This window comes from Stutzerimonas sp. (assembly GCF_982611455.1).
In genome coordinates, this window is sequence record NZ_CEXBBO010000039.1 from 1 (window position 1) to 18,794 (window position 18,794).

12 protein-coding genes and 1 pseudogene are annotated in these 18,794 nt (G+C 59.8%); 5 read left to right on the forward strand and 8 right to left on the reverse strand.

Annotation, left to right across the window (positions count from 1 at the left end; genetic code table 11):
• Positions 1-54: 54 nt before the first annotated feature.
• Positions 55-120: pseudogene (locus tag AC2LD7_RS18875) on the reverse strand (REP-associated tyrosine transposase); the annotation flags it as partial.
• A 374-nt stretch (positions 121-494) separates the two neighbouring features.
• Between AC2LD7_RS18875 and AC2LD7_RS18880 the strand changes: the two are divergent.
• Positions 495-1,880, forward strand: coding sequence for an IS4 family transposase (locus AC2LD7_RS18880; RefSeq protein ID WP_484599226.1), 1,386 nt, complete (start codon positions 495-497; stop codon positions 1,878-1,880).
• 64 nt (positions 1,881-1,944) lie between these two features.
• On the opposite strand, the gene AC2LD7_RS18885 is transcribed toward AC2LD7_RS18880, so the two are convergent.
• From AC2LD7_RS18885 to AC2LD7_RS18895, 3 genes are all read right to left on the reverse strand, one after another.
• Positions 1,945-3,069, reverse strand: coding sequence for a hypothetical protein (locus AC2LD7_RS18885; RefSeq protein ID WP_484599227.1), 1,125 nt, complete (start codon positions 3,067-3,069; stop codon positions 1,945-1,947).
• A gap of 111 nt (positions 3,070-3,180) precedes the next feature.
• The gene (locus tag AC2LD7_RS18890) at positions 3,181-4,428 is read right to left on the reverse strand and encodes a ribonucleotide-diphosphate reductase subunit beta (protein ID WP_484599228.1); all 1,248 of its coding nucleotides are present in this window, start codon (positions 4,426-4,428) and stop codon (positions 3,181-3,183) included.
• Between the two features lie 562 nt (positions 4,429-4,990).
• Positions 4,991-7,885, reverse strand: coding sequence for a ribonucleoside-diphosphate reductase subunit alpha (locus AC2LD7_RS18895; protein WP_484599229.1), 2,895 nt, complete (start codon positions 7,883-7,885; stop codon positions 4,991-4,993).
• Between the two features lie 973 nt (positions 7,886-8,858).
• Here AC2LD7_RS18895 and AC2LD7_RS18900 point away from each other — a divergent pair.
• Complete coding sequence (locus tag AC2LD7_RS18900) at positions 8,859-9,581, forward strand: winged helix-turn-helix domain-containing protein (RefSeq protein ID WP_484599249.1); 723 nt, start codon at positions 8,859-8,861, stop codon at positions 9,579-9,581.
• Positions 9,578-11,179 (forward strand): ATP-binding protein, encoded by a 1,602-nt coding sequence (locus tag AC2LD7_RS18905; protein WP_484599230.1) that lies wholly within the window; start codon positions 9,578-9,580, stop codon positions 11,177-11,179. The genes AC2LD7_RS18900 and AC2LD7_RS18905 overlap by 4 nt, the downstream gene beginning before the upstream one ends.
• A 122-nt stretch (positions 11,180-11,301) precedes the next feature.
• On the opposite strand, the gene AC2LD7_RS18910 is transcribed toward AC2LD7_RS18905, so the two are convergent.
• The 3 genes from AC2LD7_RS18910 to AC2LD7_RS18920 form a co-directional block, all read right to left on the reverse strand.
• A complete protein-coding gene (locus tag AC2LD7_RS18910; protein ID WP_484599231.1) occupies positions 11,302-12,015 on the reverse strand; it encodes a 4'-phosphopantetheinyl transferase family protein in 714 nt (237 codons plus the stop codon).
• 6 nt (positions 12,016-12,021) lie between these two features.
• On the reverse strand, positions 12,022-12,171 hold the full coding sequence (locus tag AC2LD7_RS18915; protein ID WP_484599232.1) for a hypothetical protein: 150 nt from the start codon (positions 12,169-12,171) through the stop codon (positions 12,022-12,024).
• A 112-nt stretch (positions 12,172-12,283) separates the two neighbouring features.
• Entirely contained in the window at positions 12,284-13,186 is a 903-nt protein-coding gene (locus AC2LD7_RS18920) for an HTH-type transcriptional regulator ArgP (protein ID WP_484599233.1), read from the reverse strand.
• A gap of 124 nt (positions 13,187-13,310) precedes the next feature.
• Between AC2LD7_RS18920 and AC2LD7_RS18925 the strand changes: the two genes are divergently transcribed.
• Entirely contained in the window at positions 13,311-13,937 is a 627-nt protein-coding gene (locus AC2LD7_RS18925; RefSeq protein ID WP_484599234.1) for a trimeric intracellular cation channel family protein, read from the forward strand.
• Between the two features lie 139 nt (positions 13,938-14,076).
• A complete protein-coding gene (locus AC2LD7_RS18930; RefSeq protein ID WP_484599235.1) occupies positions 14,077-16,830 on the forward strand; it encodes a response regulator in 2,754 nt (917 codons plus the stop codon).
• A gap of 134 nt (positions 16,831-16,964) precedes the next feature.
• Here the strand turns inward: AC2LD7_RS18930 and ggt are convergent, their stop codons facing one another.
• Positions 16,965-18,761, reverse strand: a complete 1,797-nt coding sequence (gene ggt / locus AC2LD7_RS18935) for a gamma-glutamyltransferase (protein ID WP_484599236.1) — start codon at positions 18,759-18,761, stop codon at positions 16,965-16,967.
• Positions 18,762-18,794 lie beyond the last annotated feature (33 nt).

Genomic DNA, 18,794 nt, shown 5'->3' on the forward strand with positions numbered 1-18,794 from the left:
CCAGCATCCGGAAACGGATAGTTCAGTTGAAGGTGGGGTTTATGGAGCGCTTACGTTACGCAGATTGACCGTGAAGAAATAGGTGGCGCCCGGCACCTGGGCGCGGCGGTATCGAGACATGGCGGCTCATCCTTGAGCGTGGTGTTGGCTGTAAGTCGTTTCGGTGGATAAGAAAAGCGTTATCCACCCTACGACATCTCACCCGCCCACACCGCCGACGCATCGACGTTACCGGAACGTAGGGTGGAAAACGGCGAAGCCTTTTCCACGCGTCACTTCCAGGCTACCTCGCTCTTTGGTTACTTTCTCTTTGCACAAGCAAAGAGAAAGTAACTCGGCGTAAGGCCGAAACCTGTAGAGGAGAACGGCGCAGAAAATAAATCTGTCCCGAATGGCACTTACTTAACGCTAACCAACTGATTAGAAAACAGAAATGCCGCTCCTGGTCTACGGTGATAGTTGCGAACACACACCAAGACCAAGGAGCAGCCCACATGAATCGTAGGCGCCAGAGCATCATTCATCAACAGCAAAAAGCGCAGCGGCACTCTTCTAATACCGACGCCTACGCCTTCTTCAATCTGCTTACCGGCCCTGATTTATTTGACCGCGTTGATTCATTGCTGCCCTGTCATCGAGAGCGGCAGTTCCCGCCCACCGAGACGCTTTCTATGTTCATGGCCCAGGCATTAAGTGCAGATCGCTCCTGCCAGAAGGCCGTTAATGACATGGCGGTAAAGCAAATGCTCGGTGGTTTGAGGCCGTGCAGTACGCACACTGGCGGCTACTGCCGAGCGCGCCAGCGGCTTCCTGTTGAGATGGTTTCAAGGTTGCTAAGAAGTACCGGAAGCATGATTAGCGCCTACTCCGCCAAGGCATGGCGGTGGATGGGCAGACCGGTAAAACTCGTCGACGGCACAACGGTATCTATGCCGGATACGGCAGCGAATCAAACGGCATATCCCCAGTCGAGGGGTCAGAAACCGGGGCTTGGTTTTCCGATTTGCAGAATGGTCGGGCTCATCTGCCTTTCCAGTGGAGCGGTTTTAGATGCAGCGCTTGGGCGCTTTCGGGGTAAGGGCAGGGATGAGCAAACACTGCTGCGCTCAATGCTCGATACGCTGGATTCCGGCGATGTATTAATGGGCGATGCGTATTACGCGACTTACTTCCTGCTGTATGAATTGCAACGCAGAGGTATCGACGGGGTGTTCGAGCAGTACGGTGCACGCCGACGTAGTACCGACTTTGAGCTGGGCAAACACCTCGGCGCATGCGATCACCTGATTGCGCTAGAAAAACCCAGGAATCGGCCAAGTTGGATGAGCCAAGCGTACTTCGAAAAAGTGCCGGAAAAGCTAGAAATTCGGGAGTTGAAAACGGGTGGAAAAATACTGGTCACGACACTGCTCTGCCCGAATCAAACACCCAAGGCTGCACTGAAAGCACTATACAAAGATCGTTGGCACGTCGAGCTGGATTTGCGCAATCTCAAGAGCACGATGGGGTTGGAAATGTTGAGCTGTAAAACGCTAGCGATGGCTGTGAAGGAGCTGTGGGTTTATCTGCTGGCCCACAATCTTATCCGCCTGATAATGGCGCAGTCAGCCTCTTTGGCGGACTGTATGCCCCGCGAACTGAGCTTCAAACATAGCCTTCAATTATGGCTGGCGTGGCGGCAATTTGATGATGCAGACATGTTCGACGACCTACACGGCCTGCTGGTTTTGATCGCACAGCAACGGGTTGGAAGGCGGCCCGGAAGAGTCGAACCGAGAGCACTCAAGCGAAGGGCTAACGCCTATCCGTTATTGACTCGACCACGGCATGCTGCACAGATAGAGGTTAGGAAAAATGGGCATCCGAAAGCGGTTAAGTAAGTACCATTCAAATCTGTCCCCTTTTTTAGTCGAGAAAAATATCTGTTCAAAATTGGTCATTTTGTTATTTTTCTTTGCTCTTTATCAGCTTGAGAATAGTTTCGGCCAAGTCTGCGGTGAACGAGGAATCTTGCTTTCTTCTTTCTAATTCTATGGTTGTGTGTTTGTCTTTTATTAGGAAGTTACGCTCCGTTTTTAATAGCTCTTCGACGGCAATTTTTATGCATTCATCTGAGTTTTCAGCGGCGCTTAGGCCTGCTATTTTTAGGTCTATGTTGGTTATTTCGTTTTGATAGTATTTTATATTTTCCATTAGATCTTTATGGAGTTTTAGGAAGTAAAATGCAAATATTTCAATAAATACTACAATGGATATTTTTATTATTACTGTTGCTAGAAATTTTGGTTGAATTAGTTGTGTTGGATCGGTGCTGGTTAGTGAGGAAATGCTTTCGTATGAATCTTGGGCTGCTAAATATAGAAAATACCCGGCAACAAATGTTATAGCTGTTCCTATTGATATGTATACATTGGCGCGCCTTGATAGCTGACTTATTTCGATGGTTAATCTGCTGTGGGCTCTTTCCCCTAGGAGCCTGGTTCTTTCTATTTTTCTCTCACTTTCCCTGTGCTCGACTGTCTTGTCTTCTAACTCTTGAGTTATTAGGTCAGAGATGTGGGCTCTTGTAGAGTCAATACTGCTACGGATAATAGATATCCCTGTAGATGAGTTTAATAAGTCCTCATCTAGATCTAGCATGCTCCTTGGAGAGTACCATTCATAACAAATTTCCTCGTAAGACTCTCTAATTCTGTCGCGCAGTTTCTTTATTTCAGCACTCTGTGTGGTGCTTTTTGTGTCAATGTATATAGATAAAAGATTTTCTATTTCGTCAAGGCTTGATCGTGCTGAGCGTAATTCTTGTAGTGGGGTTCTTTCGGTGTGTGGGTTTGGTATATAAATTGGTCTTGTTTGGAGGTAGTAGTAAATTGCGAGCACGAAAGTTGTTGTGCCGGCTATGATGGAGGGTATGTAGGCTATATCCGAGGGGAAGGTTTTGTTGAGGCCGGCGGCAAATAAAATTGTCGTTACTGCCAATGATAATAGTATTGATGTTTGTAGGTTTCTCTTTGATTTTTCTCTTTTTAAGTGTTCTTTGAATATTTCGCTTTGTTCGCGGTTCTGCATTTTTATGCTCTTAATAAAAGCCCCGCACTAGGCGGGGCTCAAAATTTAACTCGCCACCCCAAAAATCCATTTCAGGTAAAGCGCTCTTAATCTCTCAGTGAGTGAACGGAATCAATCCCAGCTCAAAGCCCCACCCGTCTGATATTCAATCACCCGCGTCTCAAAGAAGTTCTTCTCCTTCTTCAAGTCCATGATCTCGCTCATCCACGGGAACGGGTTGGTGGTGCCTGGATATTCTTCCTTCAGGCCGATCTGCGTTAGACGACGATTGGCGATGAACTTGAGGTAGTCCTCCATCATCGAGGCGTTCATGCCGAGGACGCCGCGGGGCATGGTGTCGCGGGCGTATTCGATTTCCAGTTGGGTGCCCTGGAGGATCATCTGGGTCGCTTCGTCCTTCATGGCGGCGTCCCACAGGTGTGGGTTTTCGATCTTGATCTGGTTGATCACGTCGATGCCGAAGTTCAGGTGCATGGACTCGTCGCGCAGGATGTATTGGAACTGCTCGGCGGTGCCGGTCATCTTGTTGCGGCGGCCCATGGAGAGGATCTGAGTGAAGCCGCAGTAGAAGAAGATGCCTTCCAGTACGCAGTAGTAGGCGATGAGGTTGCGCAGGAACTCTTTATCGGTCTCGACGGTGCCGGTGGTGAACTCGGGGTTGGAGATCGAACGGGTGTATTTGAGGCCCCAGGAGGCTTTCTTCGCGACGCTCGGGATCTCGTGGTACATGTTGAAGATCGCGCCTTCATCCATGCCCAGCGATTCGATGCAGTACTGGTAGGCGTGTGTGTGGATCGCCTCTTCGAAGGCCTGGCGCAGGATGTACTGGCGGCACTCGGGGTTGGTGATCAGGCGGTACACGGCCAGCACGAGGTTGTTGGCGACCAGGCTGTCGGCGGTGGAGAAGAAGCCGAGGTTGCGCATGACGATGCGGCGCTCGTCCTCGGAGAGGCCGTCCGGGCTCTTCCACAGGGCGATGTCGGCGTTCATGTTTACTTCCTGCGGCATCCAGTGGTTGGCGCAACCATCCAGATACTTCTGCCAGGCCCAGTCGTACTTGAAGGGCACGAGCTGGTTGAGGTCGGCGCGGGCGTTGATCATCTGCTTGTCGCCGACGTGAACGCGGGCGGAGGCGCCTTCGAGGTCGTCCAGGCCTTCTTGGATGTCGAGGTCGTCGAGGGCCTTCTTGGCGCGGGCGATGGCAGCGGAGTCGTCAGCGGCGACGGCGCGGGCTTCTTCAACGGAGCCGGCGGCTTCGTTGTCGAGCTTGGCCGGTGCTGCTTCGGTGGCGGCTGCGGCTTTTGCTGCAGCAGGTGCGGTGGTGGTTTCTTCTTCGTCGAATTCGTCCCAGCTCAGCATGGCGGTTTCTCCTGATTGGGGACCGGCTTGGCCGGTCGGGAATGTTTGGGCTTTTGGTTTGTGCGCAAAAGCGGGTGTTTTGTTGGGGGAGGGTGATGGTGCCCTGCGTCCCGGGTGTTCTTTTAGGTCGGGGTTTAGGTCCGGCCTTTGTGTTGTCTGGTGGGGCTGCCCCTCACCCTAGCCCTCTCCCCGGAGGGGCGAGGGGACTGGATTTGAGGTGGCCCTCGGCTATGCGTTAACTCGGCTGGTGAGTTGCGGATAGCGGGTCGCGTAAAGACTCGGCGTCCCCGACTAGGCGTCCCCCGCTCCTACAAGGTTCGATTCGCGAGTAAACGCATGGCATTCCCTCGCGCTCGTACGAACAACTAATTACTTAGTGAGTTAAACGCTCATCGTCGCACTTGCTGTTACGGCACCCGCTCGGTGTGAGCGCGAAGCTGAGCGAGGCAGCGCTAGGCGTCTGCCAAGTCGGAGCCCCTGAGCGTACAGCTGTACGTGATGGGGGCCGGCTTGGCGGACAACAACGCGCGGTCCGCTCAGATTTGTGCGTCAGCCAAGCACGTTACTGGCAGGCTTCGCAGTCTGGTTCATCGATGGCGCACGCTTTCGGTACGGGTGCCGGGCCGGCGGACAGTTCCGGCGCTGGCGCAGCTTTCGCCGGGGCGGCGCTGGCGCCGTTGTTGCCACCGCTGGACACGGCGTTGAGTTTGCCGGTGTTGACGGTGGACTTCTCGGTGCTGGTCGCGGCCAGGGCACGGAGGTAGTAGGTGGTTTTCAGGCCACGGTACCAGGCCATGCGGTAGGTCACGTCGAGCTTCTTGCCGCTGGCGCCGGCGATGTAGAGGTTCAGCGACTGGGCCTGGTCGATCCACTTCTGGCGGCGGCTGGCGGCGTCGACGATCCACTTGGTTTCCACTTCGAAGGCGGTCGCGTAGAGGTCTTTCAACTCCTGCGGGATGCGCTCGATCTGCTGCACGGAACCGTCGTAGTACTTCAGGTCGTTGATCATGACCGCGTCCCACAGGCCGCGCGCCTTGAGGTCACGAACCAGGTAGGGGTTGATCACGGTGAATTCGCCCGAAAGGTTCGATTTCACGTACAGGTTCTGGTAGGTCGGCTCAATGGACTGCGACACGCCGGTGATGTTGGCGATGGTTGCGGTCGGCGCGATGGCCATGATGTTCGAGTTACGGATGCCGTTCTTGACGCGGGCGCGAACTGGAGCCCAGTCCAGGGACTCGGTCAGGTCGACGTCGATGTACTTCTGGCCACGCGCTTCGATGAGGATCTGCTGCGAATCCAGCGGCAGGATGCCCTGGCTCCACAACGAACCCTGGAAGGTTTCGTAGGCGCCGCGCTCGTCGGCCAGGTCACAGGAGGCCTGGATGGCGAAGTAGCTGACCGCTTCCATGGACTTGTCGGCGAAGTCGATGGCGGCATCGGAACCGTAGGGGATGTGCTGCAGGTACAGCGCGTCCTGGAAGCCCATGATGCCCAGGCCCACCGGGCGGTGCTTGAAGTTGGAGTTGCGCGCCTGCGGCACCGAGTAGTAGTTGATGTCGATGACGTTATCGAGCATCCGCACGGCGGTGCGCACGGTGCGCTCCAGTTTGGCGGTGTCCAGCTTGCCGTCGACGATGTGGCGCGGCAGGTTGATCGAGCCCAGGTTGCAGACAGCGATCTCGTCCTTGTTGGTGTTCAGCGTGATCTCGGTGCAGAGGTTGGAGCTGTGCACCACGCCGACGTGCTGCTGCGGGCTGCGCAGGTTGCACGGGTCCTTGAAGGTCAGCCATGGGTGGCCGGTTTCGAACAGCATGGACAGCATCTTGCGCCACAGGTCTTTGGCCTGCAGGGTCTTGTAGTTCTTGATCTTGCCGTATTCGATCAGGGCTTCGTAGTACTCGTAGCGCTCCTCGAAGGCCTTGCCGGTGAGGTCGTGCAGGTCCGGTACTTCGCTTGGCGAGAACAGGGTCCACTTGCCGTCGTCGAAGACGCGCTTCATGAACAGGTCCGGAATCCAGTTGGCGGTGTTCATGTCGTGGGTACGGCGACGGTCGTCACCGGTGTTCTTGCGCAGCTCGAGGAATTCCTCGATATCCAGGTGCCAGGTTTCCAGGTAGGCGCAGACCGCGCCCTTGCGCTTGCCGCCCTGGTTGACCGCGACGGCGGTGTCGTTGACCACTTTCAGGAAGGGCACGACGCCCTGGGATTTGCCGTTGGTGCCCTTGATGTAGGCGCCTAGTGCACGCACCGGGGTCCAGTCGTTGCCGAGGCCGCCAGCGAACTTGGAGAGCAGGGCGTTATCGCGGATGGCGTCGTAGATGCCGCCCAGGTCGTCCGGCACGGTGGTCAGGTAGCACGAGGACAGCTGCGGACGCAGGGTGCCGGCGTTGAACAGGGTTGGCGTGGAGGCCATGTAGTCGAAGGACGACAGCAGGTTGTAGAACTCGATGGCGCGGGCTTCGCGCTGTTCTTCCTCGATGGCCAAGCCCATGGCGACGCGCATGAAGAAGATCTGCGGCAGCTCGAAACGCACGCCATCTTTGTGGATGAAGTAGCGGTCGTAGAGGGTCTGCAGGCCGAGGTAGGTGAACTGCTGGTCCTGCTCGTGGTTGATCGCGGCGCCCAGCTTGGCCAGGTCATATTCCTTCAGGCGCGGGTCGAGCAACTCGAACTGCACGCCTTTTTCCACGTAGGCGGGTAGGGCTTTGGCATAGAGGTCGGCCATTTCGTGGTGAGTGGCGGACTCGGCGACTTCCAGGAAGCTCAGGGCTTCGGCGCGCAGGGTGTCCATCAGCAGGCGAGCGGTGACGTAGGAGTAGTTCGGCTCACGCTCGACCAGGGTACGGGCAGTCATCACCAGGGCGGTGTTGACGTCGGTCTGCTCAACGCCGTCGTAGAGGTTCTTCAGGGTTTCTTTCTGGATCAGCGCGCCATCGACTTCTTCGAGGCCTTCGCAGGCTTCGGTGATGATGGTGTTCAGGCGGCCCAGGTCCAGCGGCGCCATGCTGCCGTCGGCACGCTTGATGCGGATGCTCGGATGGGCTTCGACCGGTGCGTCGACCGCGCCGCGCTTGCGCTCCTGGCTACGGGATTCGCGATAGATCACGTAGTCGCGGGCAACTTTCTGCTCGCCGGAACGCATCAGGGCCAGTTCGACCTGGTCCTGGATTTCTTCGATATGGATGGTGCCGCCGGAGGGCATGCGGCGCTTGAAGGTGGCGGTGACCTGCTCGGTCAGGCGCTGCACGGTGTCGTGGATGCGCGACGAGGCGGAGGCATTGTTGCCTTCCACTGCGAGAAACGCCTTGGTGATGGCGACGGTGATCTTGTCATCGGTATAAGGGACGACCGTACCGTTGCGCTTGATCACGCGCAGCTGGCCCGGCGCGGTGGCGGCCAGGTCCAGCGTGCTGTTGTCGGCGTGCGGGTTCTCGCGAATGGACTCGTTCTGCATGGGGTCTCCGGATTCTCTCTGTCTCTAACGCGTTAGGTGTCAGGCCTGCTTTATGAGCGGCCTTCTTCTCGAATTGCATGTCTCGTATTGCATGAACCATGCCCCGGCGAACCGGCCCATGGGTAACTCAAAACTGGAAACGATCCGGCACCAGGGGTGGCGAATCGAATGTCCCGAAGCATAGTCAGGCGTTGTGAAGATCACAACCTCAAAACACAACATGTAGTGTGATGCGCTTGGCGTGTGCGCTACTGCTGGGCGTAAACAAAATCAACGTTGGGCTCCGCAAGTTCGGGCCCTGCGGCGTCGATCTATCGCGCTAGACGCGGGCGCGAGCCGTTCAAAATCAGAGCGAATTAATTTGCTTGCTTTTTTCGGCGATTGTGTCTGCTTGGCTATCCAGCCCCAACATATGGGGTTAAAGCGGCCTGAAGCGACACGATAGTGGCGGTTCGAGCCCAACGCAAGGCGTTGGAAATGAACAACCTGTGGATAAGATGTGGGCGAGCTGTGCGCGATTGCAGCGCAGCCCGCGCCGTTTCGGGGCTGCGCTGCGTTCGGATGAAATGCCGGTCTAGACGCGCTGTACGGTCGCCTGATCGTTGAAGGCGTAAACACTATATGTGGTGTTTTGTCAAAGACGACTTTATGCGCCTTTCCCGCAACAGGTAGGCCGTTTGATGAGCTGGCCCGGAAATACTGGCGTTATGGCATCTGACGATGGAGATCGGTTGCTAGGATCGATTCAACCTGAGCGATCCAGGTTGCTCTAAGCACTCCGATCTGGTGCGGGTGGCGGTGCAGGTGACGGCGTCAGCGCCAGGCTGGCACTGAGTGACCTTCGACCTGTCTTTGCAACAAGGCTGTCGGCCAGCAAGCGGGCCGCGCACCTTGTGTCGCCAAGCGGCGCGATGCTGCCATCTCGCCTCGGCGTAACGCTACAATGCGGCCGATGGTCTGGGAGGGGCGCATGGTGGATCAAGAGTCGTGGAACATCCTGATTGTCGAAGATGACCAGCGGTTGGCCGAGCTGACCCGTGAGTATCTCGAAAGCAATGGCTTGCAGGTATCGATCGAGGCGGATGGCGCCCTGGCTGCCGAGCGCATCGTGAATGAACGGCCCGATCTGGTCGTGCTCGATCTGATGCTGCCGGGCGAGGACGGGCTGACCATCTGCCGCAAGGTGCGTGATCGCTACGATGGCCCGATTCTGATGCTCACCGCCCGCGCTGATGATCTCGATCAAGTGCTGGGCCTGGAAATCGGCGCCGACGATTATGTTTGCAAACCGGTGCGTCCACGCCTGTTGCTGGCGCGGATTCGTGCACTGCTGCGTCGGCGTGAAGGCGCAGAGCCGGCCCCGGCCACCAACGGCAAGCGTTTGCAGTACGGCCCGCTGGTGGTCGATAACGCCTTGCGCGAGGCCTGGTTGCGTGGCGACGGCATCGAACTGACCGGCGCGGAATTCGACCTGCTCTGGCTGCTGACTTCCAATCCGGGACGGATCATGTCCCGCGAGCAGATCTTTGCCGAGCTGCGCGGCATCGAATACGACGGCCAGGACCGCTCCATCGATGTGCGCATTTCACGCATCCGTCCCAAGATCGGTGACGACCCCGAGCATCCACGGCTGATCAAGACGGTGCGTGGCAAGGGCTATCTATTCGTATCCGAAGCAGCTGAAGCGCTGCAGTGAATTCGGTCTTCCTGCGTATCTATGGCGGCGTGCTCGCCGTGCTGGTATTGGTTGGGCTGTTGGGGGCCGGTGGTCTGCAACTGCTCAACGAGGTGCGCGCCGACCACCACCGCGAGACGCTGGCAAGTGGCACGTTCCGTCTGATGGCGCACAACATGCAAAGCATGACGCCCATCGAACGTCGTCAGGCGGCGAATCTATGGGGCCGCCTGTTGGGCATCCCGTTGCGCGTGCGTACCCTGGATGACGTCAGCCTGGAGAGTCGGCTGGAAACCCGCTTGTTGCGTGGCCAGGTGCTGGTCGAGCAGATGCGCCCGCATAGCGTCACGATATTTTCCCTGGTCAGCGCCACCGATCGGCTGGTGCTCACCGGCGAGGTCGAACAGATCAGCGAACAGCTGGCGCGAGCGACCATTTATCTGCTGATCGATGAGCTGATCCGCTATCCCGAAGCCGAACAACCGCAGCGCCTGGCTGCATTGAAAGAAGCCCGCGGCTTCGGCTATGCGCTGGAACTGCTCACCCGCGACAGCGCCAGCCTCGACGACGATCAGCGCCGTCGTCTCGATGAGGGCGACACGGTGATGGCGCTGGACAAGGGGGGTGATGCCATCCGCGTGTTCGCCGCGATTTCCGGAACGCCCTGGATCATGTCGTTGGGCCCGCTGCATCAGCTGAACCCTTATCCGCCGCAGCTGTTGATCGTAATCGGCGTGCTCGGGCTGTCGCTGATCGGGCTCACCGTCTACCTGCTGGTGCGCCAACTCGAACGGCGTGTGCGCGAAGTGGAAAGCGCCGCCACGCGTATCGCCGGTGGCAATCTGGAAACACGCGTGCCGGCCGCCGGCACCGATTCGGTGGGGCGGTTGGCGAAGGCATTCAACGGCATGGCCAGCCACCTTCAGCGCTTGTTGGCGGTACAGCGCGAAATGGTCAGCGCGGTGGCGCATGAACTGCGCACGCCAGTGGCGCGCCTGCGGTTCGGGCTGGAAATGGCAGCCGAGGCGCAGACACCCGAGGCGCGCACCAAATACCTCGAAGGCATGGACGGTGACATCGATGACCTCGACCGGCTGGTGGATGAAATGCTGGTCTATACCCGTCTCGAACGCGGTTCGCCTGAATTGACCTTTCAGACGGTCGATCTCGGCGCGCTGGTCGATCAGGTGATCGGTGAGCTGGCACCGCTGCGCGCGAACGTGCGGGTCGAGCGTGGCGCTTGCGTGCCGGCTTTCGACGGTAGCTGTCTGGTAGAGGCCGAGCCGCATTACCTGCGCCGTGCGCTGAGTAATCTGGTCACCAACGCCATGCGCCACGCTGAAACGCGGGTGCAGGTGAGCTTCATCATCGACGCCGAGCGCGCGCAGCTGAGCGTCGACGATGACGGGCCGGGCGTGCCGGAAGAGGCTTGGGAGAAGGTTTTCGCGCCCTTCCTGCGTTTGGACGACAGCCGCACCCGCGCTTCGGGCGGGCATGGGTTGGGATTGTCCATCGTTCGGCGAATCACTTACTGGCACGGCGGGCGCTCGCAGATTGGCCATAGCGAGTTGGGCGGCGCGCGCTTCAGTCTGATTTGGCCGCGAAAGCAGGCGGGGTAGGCCACGAGCCTTGGCGCGAATTGTTATTTGTAGGAAGGGTCGTGCCGCTCTCAACCCGTGGGATGGGTGAAACCCATCAAGCCGGGGGGCGACGGATCCTCCACATCTTTAAAAGCGCGCTATCAGGCCGGAATGCTGACCAGACTCAGCAGGTAGTCGTCGAACTGAACGAACTGGCCTTCAAGCTCGGCACCAATCCTCCATTCTTCCGAAAGATCACTGAGCAGGCGAAGGCGGGCGTGGCCGTTACTGTCGTGGTGAGTCAGTTCGGCTTCCTGAAAATAGAAACGCGTATTCACCAGCGGATAGAGCGCCTTGAACAGGCTCTCCTTGATCGAGAAGGTCAGGGTCACCCGCAGCGCTCGCTGTGCGTCAGGCAGTTCGGCGTAGTCCTGCAATTCCCTTGGTGTGAGGATTTCGGCGGCCAGGCGATCAGCCCGTGTGACCGGTAACAGCTTTTCCACATCCAGCCCCAACCCGCGCCACTGTTCACTTCGCGCCGCCACCACCCCGGCCCAGCCGGCGCCGTGGGTGATGGAGCCGACTACACCCAGAGGCCAGCACGGCGAACGATCTTCCCCAACGGCGGGAATGCCCGGCATGCCGGTAACCCGGCGCAGTGCTTCGTGAGCGCAAATTCGGCCGGCGAGAAATTCAGTCTGACGCTTGCTCGCGGCGGCCATTAGCGGGATGCCCCAGCGACTAAAGTCATCAGGATCGAGCAGGTTCGGATCGAAACGGGTGCTGAGCAGATGCACGCCGGGAAGGGCGCGCGGCAGCGGCCAATGATCAAGCAAAGGCGAGCAGCAGGCGGGATATTGGGGGTGAGAGTTCATGGTGCGCTAGTGTGCCTCAACTGCTGGACCCTGCGCAGTCCCGGCGATGCGCGCTTCATTTGCCATCTGGGTGCGAAGTGTTTTCGGAGCGGCATCGCTGATCTGCCGCGACAGTTTTTCTATGGGCAGCGATTGAGTCTCTTTGATGGTGCCCATGCTTTTGCGTGGCCCAGTCGCGTCGCGCCTGGACACGGGGGACGTCGGAAGATGATTTCAACGCAAGCGCAAATTCGCGAGCCCGCTGGCGAGCGATTGATTGATCTCAGCACTACGCCCCCTCCGGCCGCGCGAGAATCTTCGGTGCGGCATCGACGATCTGTCGCGACAGGTTTTCCATGCGTGGCGACTGTACCTTCCAGGTGTGCCAATAGAGGGCGACATCCAGCGGCGCATCGTCCGCCAGATCGACCACCGCGCCCTGCGCCAGGGCGTCGTCCAATAGCAGTTCCGGCACCATGCCGTAGCCCAGGCCATAGCGGATCGCGCTGAAATGCGGCTCCGCACCGGGTACGTAGTGGCAAGGATAGGCGCCTTCCGGCAGGCCCAACTGGCGCAGCAAGAAGGATGAGGTAAGGCTGTCCTTGCGGGTGTAGGCGACTACCGGAGCCTTGCGCGCGGCGTTGCGGGTCAGCCCGTTGGCGAAGTGCCGCTGGCGAAATTCCGCCGAAGCCACCAGCCGATAGCGCATGCTGCCCAGCGGGCTGGCCGTGCAGCCGCGCATGGGTTTGGGCTCGGTGCTGATGCAGCCGATCGCCAGACCTGTTTCCAGCAGGCTGTAGGTGTGGTCCTGATCTTCCACGGTCAGATCCAGCAGCACGCGTTCCCGCATCAGCACCTCGGCCAGCGCCGGGAAGAACCAGGTGCCGAGACTGTCGGCATTGAGCGCAGCGACCACCACCAGCGGCGCGTCGCTGCGCTCGGCCAGTTCAGCCATCAGGTCGGCTTCGAGCAGCGTGGCGCGTTTCAGGTATTGCAGCAGTCGCTGGCCCGTCTCGGTGGGGCGGCACGGCCGGCTGCGCACGATCAACGCGTTGCCCAGCGCACTTTCCAGAGCACGCACGCGCTGGGAAATGGCGGGTGGCGTCAGGTGCAGACGCAACGCTGCCTGCTCGAAGCTGCCGGTCTTGATGACGGCGCGAAAGGCCTCGGTCTGTTTCGGGTCGAGATTCAAGCTGCGATGCTCCAATTAAGGAAATATTTGTATAGCCTAAATTTACTTAGCCACGACGATTAAGCAGGAGCCTGCCCCATAATTACGCATCTTTCCACCGTCCCGCCCAGTTTGGAGTCGCGCCGTGACCTTGTTGCACATCATCTACCTGATCGCGATTACGGCTGAAGCCATGTCCGGCGCCATCATGGGCATGCGTCGCGGCATGGATCTGTTCGGCATCTGCCTGCTGGGCACCGTCACCGCACTCGGCGGCGGCACGGCGCGCGATGTGCTGTTGGGGCATTACCCGGTCGGCTGGATCGCCAACCCCGAATACCTCGGCTTCACCATTGGCGCGGCCATTGTTACCGCTATGGTCGCGCGGCATATGCATCATCTACGGCAGGTGTTTCTGCTGGTCGATGGTCTGGGCCTGGTGGCTTTCACGGTGATCGGGTGCGGCGTGGCGATGAAGATGGGCGCGCATTTCTCGATCGTGGTGCTGGCTGGCGTGATCACCGGTGTGTTCGGTGGATTGCTGCGCGACATTCTCTGCAACGAGGTGCCGATGGTGCTTCAGCGCGAGCTGTATGCGACGGTGGCGTTATTCACGGGTGTGCTCTATGTCGCGCTGCTCTGGTTAGGTGTCGGCAATTCCATTGCCTCGCTCGCCACGCTTTGTGCCGGCTTCCTGTTCCGCGTGTTGGCGATGACCTTCCATTGGAAGCTTCCCGACTTTCAGGAGCGGGATATTCGCGGTCTGGACTGATCGACCCAATACTTGTCAGGGCTGGTTGACGGATTGCTGATCGATCGCCAGCGCGCCCTGTCGCCGGGCGGCTCTGGCAAGCAGATTCCCGCACGCTGAGCCGCTACACTAGTCGCCTGGCAAACCGGGGAATGGATCCGTGCTTAAAGACCTAGGAATAAAGAGTCGTGTGCTGGCGCTGATATTGCTGCCCAGTACGGTGCTGGCCGTAGTGCTCGGCGCCTATTTCACCTGGATGCAGCTGTCGGAGATGCGCCACCAACTCGACGAGCGCGGCCAACTCATCGCCGAGCAATTGGCGCCGCTGGCTGCACCGGCCATGGCCCAGGGCTACGACCAGCGTCTGCAGCGGATCCTCAATCAGGTGCTGGATCAACATGACGTGCGTGCGGTGTCCATCCTCGATACCGAGCGCAACCTGCAGGCCCACGCCGGGCCGAACATGATCACGCCCTCGCCACCGGCCGATCCTGAGGCGCTGACTCAGGTCAGCAGCATCGACACCACGCGCATCCTGATGCCGGTGCTGGGCAAGCATCTCAATCTCGCCGAAGACAACCCGAACAACGACTTCCGCCAGATCGGCTGGCTGGAGCTGGAGCTGTCGCATCAGGGCACCCTGCTGCGTGGCTATCGCAGTTTGTTCACCAGCCTGCTGCTGATTGGCGCCGGGCTGATCATTACCGCATTGCTGGCGCTGCGCATGAGTACGGCCATCAGCAAGCCGCTGCACAAGGTCAAAGTAGCGGTGGCGCAGCTCAAGGACGGCTACCTGGAAACCCGGCTGCCGGCGCTCGGCAGCCATGAAATGGACGAGGTGGCGGCGGGCATCAATCGCATGGCCGAGGCGCTACTCAGTGCCCGCGAGGAATTGCAGCAGAGCATCGATCAGGCCACCGAGGACGTGCAGCAGAACCTCGAAACCATCGAGATCCAGAACATCGAACTGGACCTGGCACGCAAGGAGGCTCTGGAGGCCAGCCGGATCAAATCCGAGTTCCTTGCCAACATGAGCCATGAGATCCGTACACCGCTCAACGGCATTCTCGGTTTTACCCACCTGCTGCAAAAAAGCGACCTCACGCCGCGTCAGCAGGATTACCTGTCGACCATCGAAAAGTCTGCCGACAGTCTGTTGGGGATCATCAACGAGATTCTCGATTTCTCGAAAATCGAGGCCGGCAAATTGGTGCTCGACAATATTCCCTTCAACCTGCGCGACCTGATCGAGGACACCCTGACCATCCTCGGCCCGGCGGCCCATTCCAAGCATCTGGAGCTGGTCAGTCTGGTCTATCGCGACACGCCGCTGTCGCTGGTCGGTGATCCGTTGCGACTCAAGCAGGTGCTGACCAATCTCGTCAGTAATGCCATCAAGTTCACCAACGAAGGCACCATCGTCGTCCGCGCCATGGTCGAGGACGAACGCTCCGATCGCGCCCAGTTGCGCATCAGCGTGCAGGACACCGGTATCGGCCTGACCGATCAGGACCTGCGCGCGCTGTTTCAAGCCTTCAGCCAGGCGGACAACTCCCTGTCGCGCCAACCCGGCGGTACCGGGCTGGGGCTGGTGATCTCCAAACGTCTGATCGAACAAATGGGCGGCGAAATCGGCGTCGACAGTATTCCGGAGGAGGGCTCCGAATTCTGGATCAGCCTGAGCCTGCCCAAGGCCCGCGACGATATCGAGGACCTGCCGCGCGCGGCCCTGCTGGGGCGCAAGATCGGTCTGCTCGAACAACACCCGTTGGCGCGCCAGGCATTGCAGCATCAGCTGGAAGGCTGCGGCCTGGACGTAATGCCGTTCGACACCCTGGATCAGCTGCAGGAAGCTGTGGCGACCGCACGTACAGGCGACACACCGATCGAGATCGCTGTGCTCGGCGTGTCCAGCCGCGAGATCGGGCCGCAGCAGCTGTGTCAGCGCCTGTGGGAATTCGAGGGGCTGGGCTGCAAGTGCATCGTGCTCTGCCCGACCAGCGAACAGGCGCAGTACCACGAAGCCCTACCCGAATCCCACACTCATACTCAGCTGCAGGGCAAGCCGGCCTGCACGCGCAAACTACAGCGGGTCATGCTCGATCTGCTGCGTCCCCCGCAGGCACTGGTCGAGAGCATAACGATGCCCGAGACTCGCGCGCCGCGCGTCCTTTGTGTCGACGACAACCCGGCCAACCTGTTGCTGCTCGAAACCCTGCTGACCGACATGGGCGGCGAGGCCGAAGCGGTGAGCAGCGGCAAGGAGGCGCTCGAGGCGGTCAAGCGTAAGGCCTTCGATCTGGTGTTCATGGACGTGCAGATGCCCGGCATGGACGGCCGTCAGACCACCGAGGCGATCCGTCAGTGGGAAGTCGACAGCGGGCAGCCGCCGCTGCCGATCATCGCGCTCACTGCGCACGCGCTGTCTAACGAAAAGCGTTCGTTATTGCAGAGTGGCCTGGACGATTATCTGACCAAGCCGATCAGCGAACGGCAGCTGGCGCAGGTGGTGCTGAAGTGGACAGGGCTGCCGCTGCTGCGCAGCTTTCTCGCCGCTCCGGTCGAGGCAGTTCCGCTAGAAAATAATCTAAAGGTGCTGGATGCAGAGGAGGGCTTGCGCCTGGCCGCGGGCAAGGCCGATCTGGCGGCAGACATGATGAGCATGTTGCTGGCGTCGCTGGAAGATGACCGCCGGGCGATCCGTGAAGCGCGTTTGGTCAGCGACCAGCAGGCGATAATCGATCGCGTGCACCGGCTGCACGGCGCCACCCGTTATTGTGGCGTTCCTCAGCTGCGCGCCGCCTGCGAGCGCAGCGAGACTCTGCTCAAGCAGAATCACCCGAGCGCCGCCCAGGCGCTGGATGAGCTGGACAGCGCTATCGAACGGTTGGAATACGAGGCTCGCGTCGTCTAGGGCCGCGCGATTTACTCAAGCCCGTTCGCCCCGGGTCGGGCCTCCCACAAAGGCCATAGCGCACACCGCACCATTTTTGTGGGAGGCGCGCCCCGCGGCGAATGCGGGCCGCAGGCCTGCCCGAAGATCAGCGCTCACTCGCCCATCACGACACCTTCACGACGCGGATCGGCGCCGCCGAACCAGCCGGTGTCGGTACGCTGGATGGCCTGTAGTCCGCTGGTCATCTCCGTCTCGTTGACCTCATGACCTCGCGCTTTCAGCGCCTGCACGGTGCTGGCCGGGAAGCGGCCGGCTTCCAGCACCGTTGGGCCATTGAAGCTGCCGAAGTTGGGCAAGTCGATCGCCCGCTGCGCATCCAATCCCCAGCCGTACATACCCAGCAAAGTCTTCGCGGTGAAGTGAATGATCGCCGCGCCGCCGGGCGAGCCGACACTCGCCAGCAACTTTTCACCCGCGGCATCGAACACCAGCGTCGGGCTCATGCTCGAGCGCGGACGCTTGTTCGGCTCGACGCGGTTGGCCACCGGCCGGCCTTGGGCATCGCGTGGTACGAAGGCAAAGTCGGTGAGTTCGTTATTCAGCATGTAGCCACCGGGCAGCCCGGTGCCGCCGTCATTGAGCAGGCGCGAGCCGAAGGCCTGTTCGATGGTGGTGGTCATCGCCAGGGCGTTGCCTTCGGCATCGACGATGCTGATATGGCTGGTGCCGTATTCCGGCTGCGCAGCTTGCGATGCAAAAGCGATAGGCATGGCGCCAGGTTCGCCGGGCTCGGCAGTGCCCATGCTGCGCGGCCCGATCAGCTCGGCGCGCTGCTTGAGGTAATCCGGCGCGAGCATGCTGTTCCAGGTCCGCCCCGGTACGGGGACGAAATCTGGATCAGCCAAGTACTTTGCACGGTCGGCGTAGGCCAGACGCGCCGCTTCGGTATAGCGGTGCAGGAAGTCGACTGATGGCACACCCTGATCCAGCGCCGGCAATGGCGACAATTGCTCCAGTATCCCGAGGATCTGCATCTGGGTGATGTGCCCGGAAGAGGGCGGTGGAAAACCGCAGACTTGGTACTGCTTCTGCCAGAGGTTGCAGAGGGCGTCACGCTGACGCGGCTTGTAAACCTCCAGATCGCTTAGCGTGATCTTCCCAGCATTGCTCGGATGGCTGTTTACCTGTTTGACCAGCGCCTGAGCATTGCTGCCGCGGTAGAAGGCATCGCTGCCGTCCTGCGCAATGTTGCGTAGCAGCGCGGCGAGGGCGGGATTGCGCAGGCGATAACCGACAGGCCAGGGCGAACCATCCGGTTGATAGTAGAAGGCGGCCGCGGGCGGATTTTCACGTAGCGCCGGGTCGCTTTGGAGCAGGCCGTGCAGGCGTGGGCTGATGGCGAATCCGCCCTCGGCTAGCCGAATGGCGGGCTGCAACAGCTTTCTCCAAGGCAGCTTGCCGTACTGCTGGTGTGCCTGTTCAAGCATTTTTACCGTGCCAGGAACACCAACCGAGCGGCCGCCAACCACGGCCTGAAGGAAGTCCATGGGCGTGCCGTCGGCGTTGAGAAACAAATTTTCATCGGCAGCGGCCGGCGCCGTCTCGCGGCCATCCAACGCAGCGACATTTTCGCCGTCCCAATACAGCAGAAAGGCGCCACCGCCGAGTCCGCTGGACTGCGGCTCGACCAGGCTCAATACCATCTGCACGGCCACGGCGGCATCCATCGCGCTGCCGCCGGCCTTGAGAATCTCGTAACCCGCTTCGGTTGCCAGTGGATTGGCCGCGGCTACGGCGAAGCGTTCGACGGCCCAGCCGGGCTTGGCGGTGTAGCCGCTGGAGGCTTCCGGCGCTGGCGGAGTTTCGCTGGGTGGACCATCCGGATGGGTACAAGCGGTAAGGCTGAGAAGTAAAAGCGTTGAAACCAGTGCGGCGCGTCCGGCGGGCATGGTGTGTTCCTTAGTAAGGGAGGCTCGAAGAAG

Excerpts from the sequence above, each read along its gene's own strand:
- AC2LD7_RS18880 (WP_484599226.1), top strand. The coding sequence starts at position 495 with ATGAATCGTAGGCGCCAGAGCATCATTCATCAACAGCAAAAAGCGCAG.
- AC2LD7_RS18885 (WP_484599227.1), bottom strand. The coding sequence starts at position 3,069 with ATGCAGAACCGCGAACAAAGCGAAATATTCAAAGAACACTTAAAAAGA.
- AC2LD7_RS18890 (WP_484599228.1), bottom strand. The coding sequence starts at position 4,428 with ATGCTGAGCTGGGACGAATTCGACGAAGAAGAAACCACCACCGCACCT.
- AC2LD7_RS18895 (WP_484599229.1), bottom strand. The coding sequence starts at position 7,885 with ATGCAGAACGAGTCCATTCGCGAGAACCCGCACGCCGACAACAGCACG.
- AC2LD7_RS18910 (WP_484599231.1), bottom strand. The coding sequence starts at position 12,015 with ATGAACTCTCACCCCCAATATCCCGCCTGCTGCTCGCCTTTGCTTGAT.
- AC2LD7_RS18915 (WP_484599232.1), bottom strand. The coding sequence starts at position 12,171 with ATGGGCACCATCAAAGAGACTCAATCGCTGCCCATAGAAAAACTGTCG.
- ggt (WP_484599236.1), bottom strand. The coding sequence starts at position 18,761 with ATGCCCGCCGGACGCGCCGCACTGGTTTCAACGCTTTTACTTCTCAGC.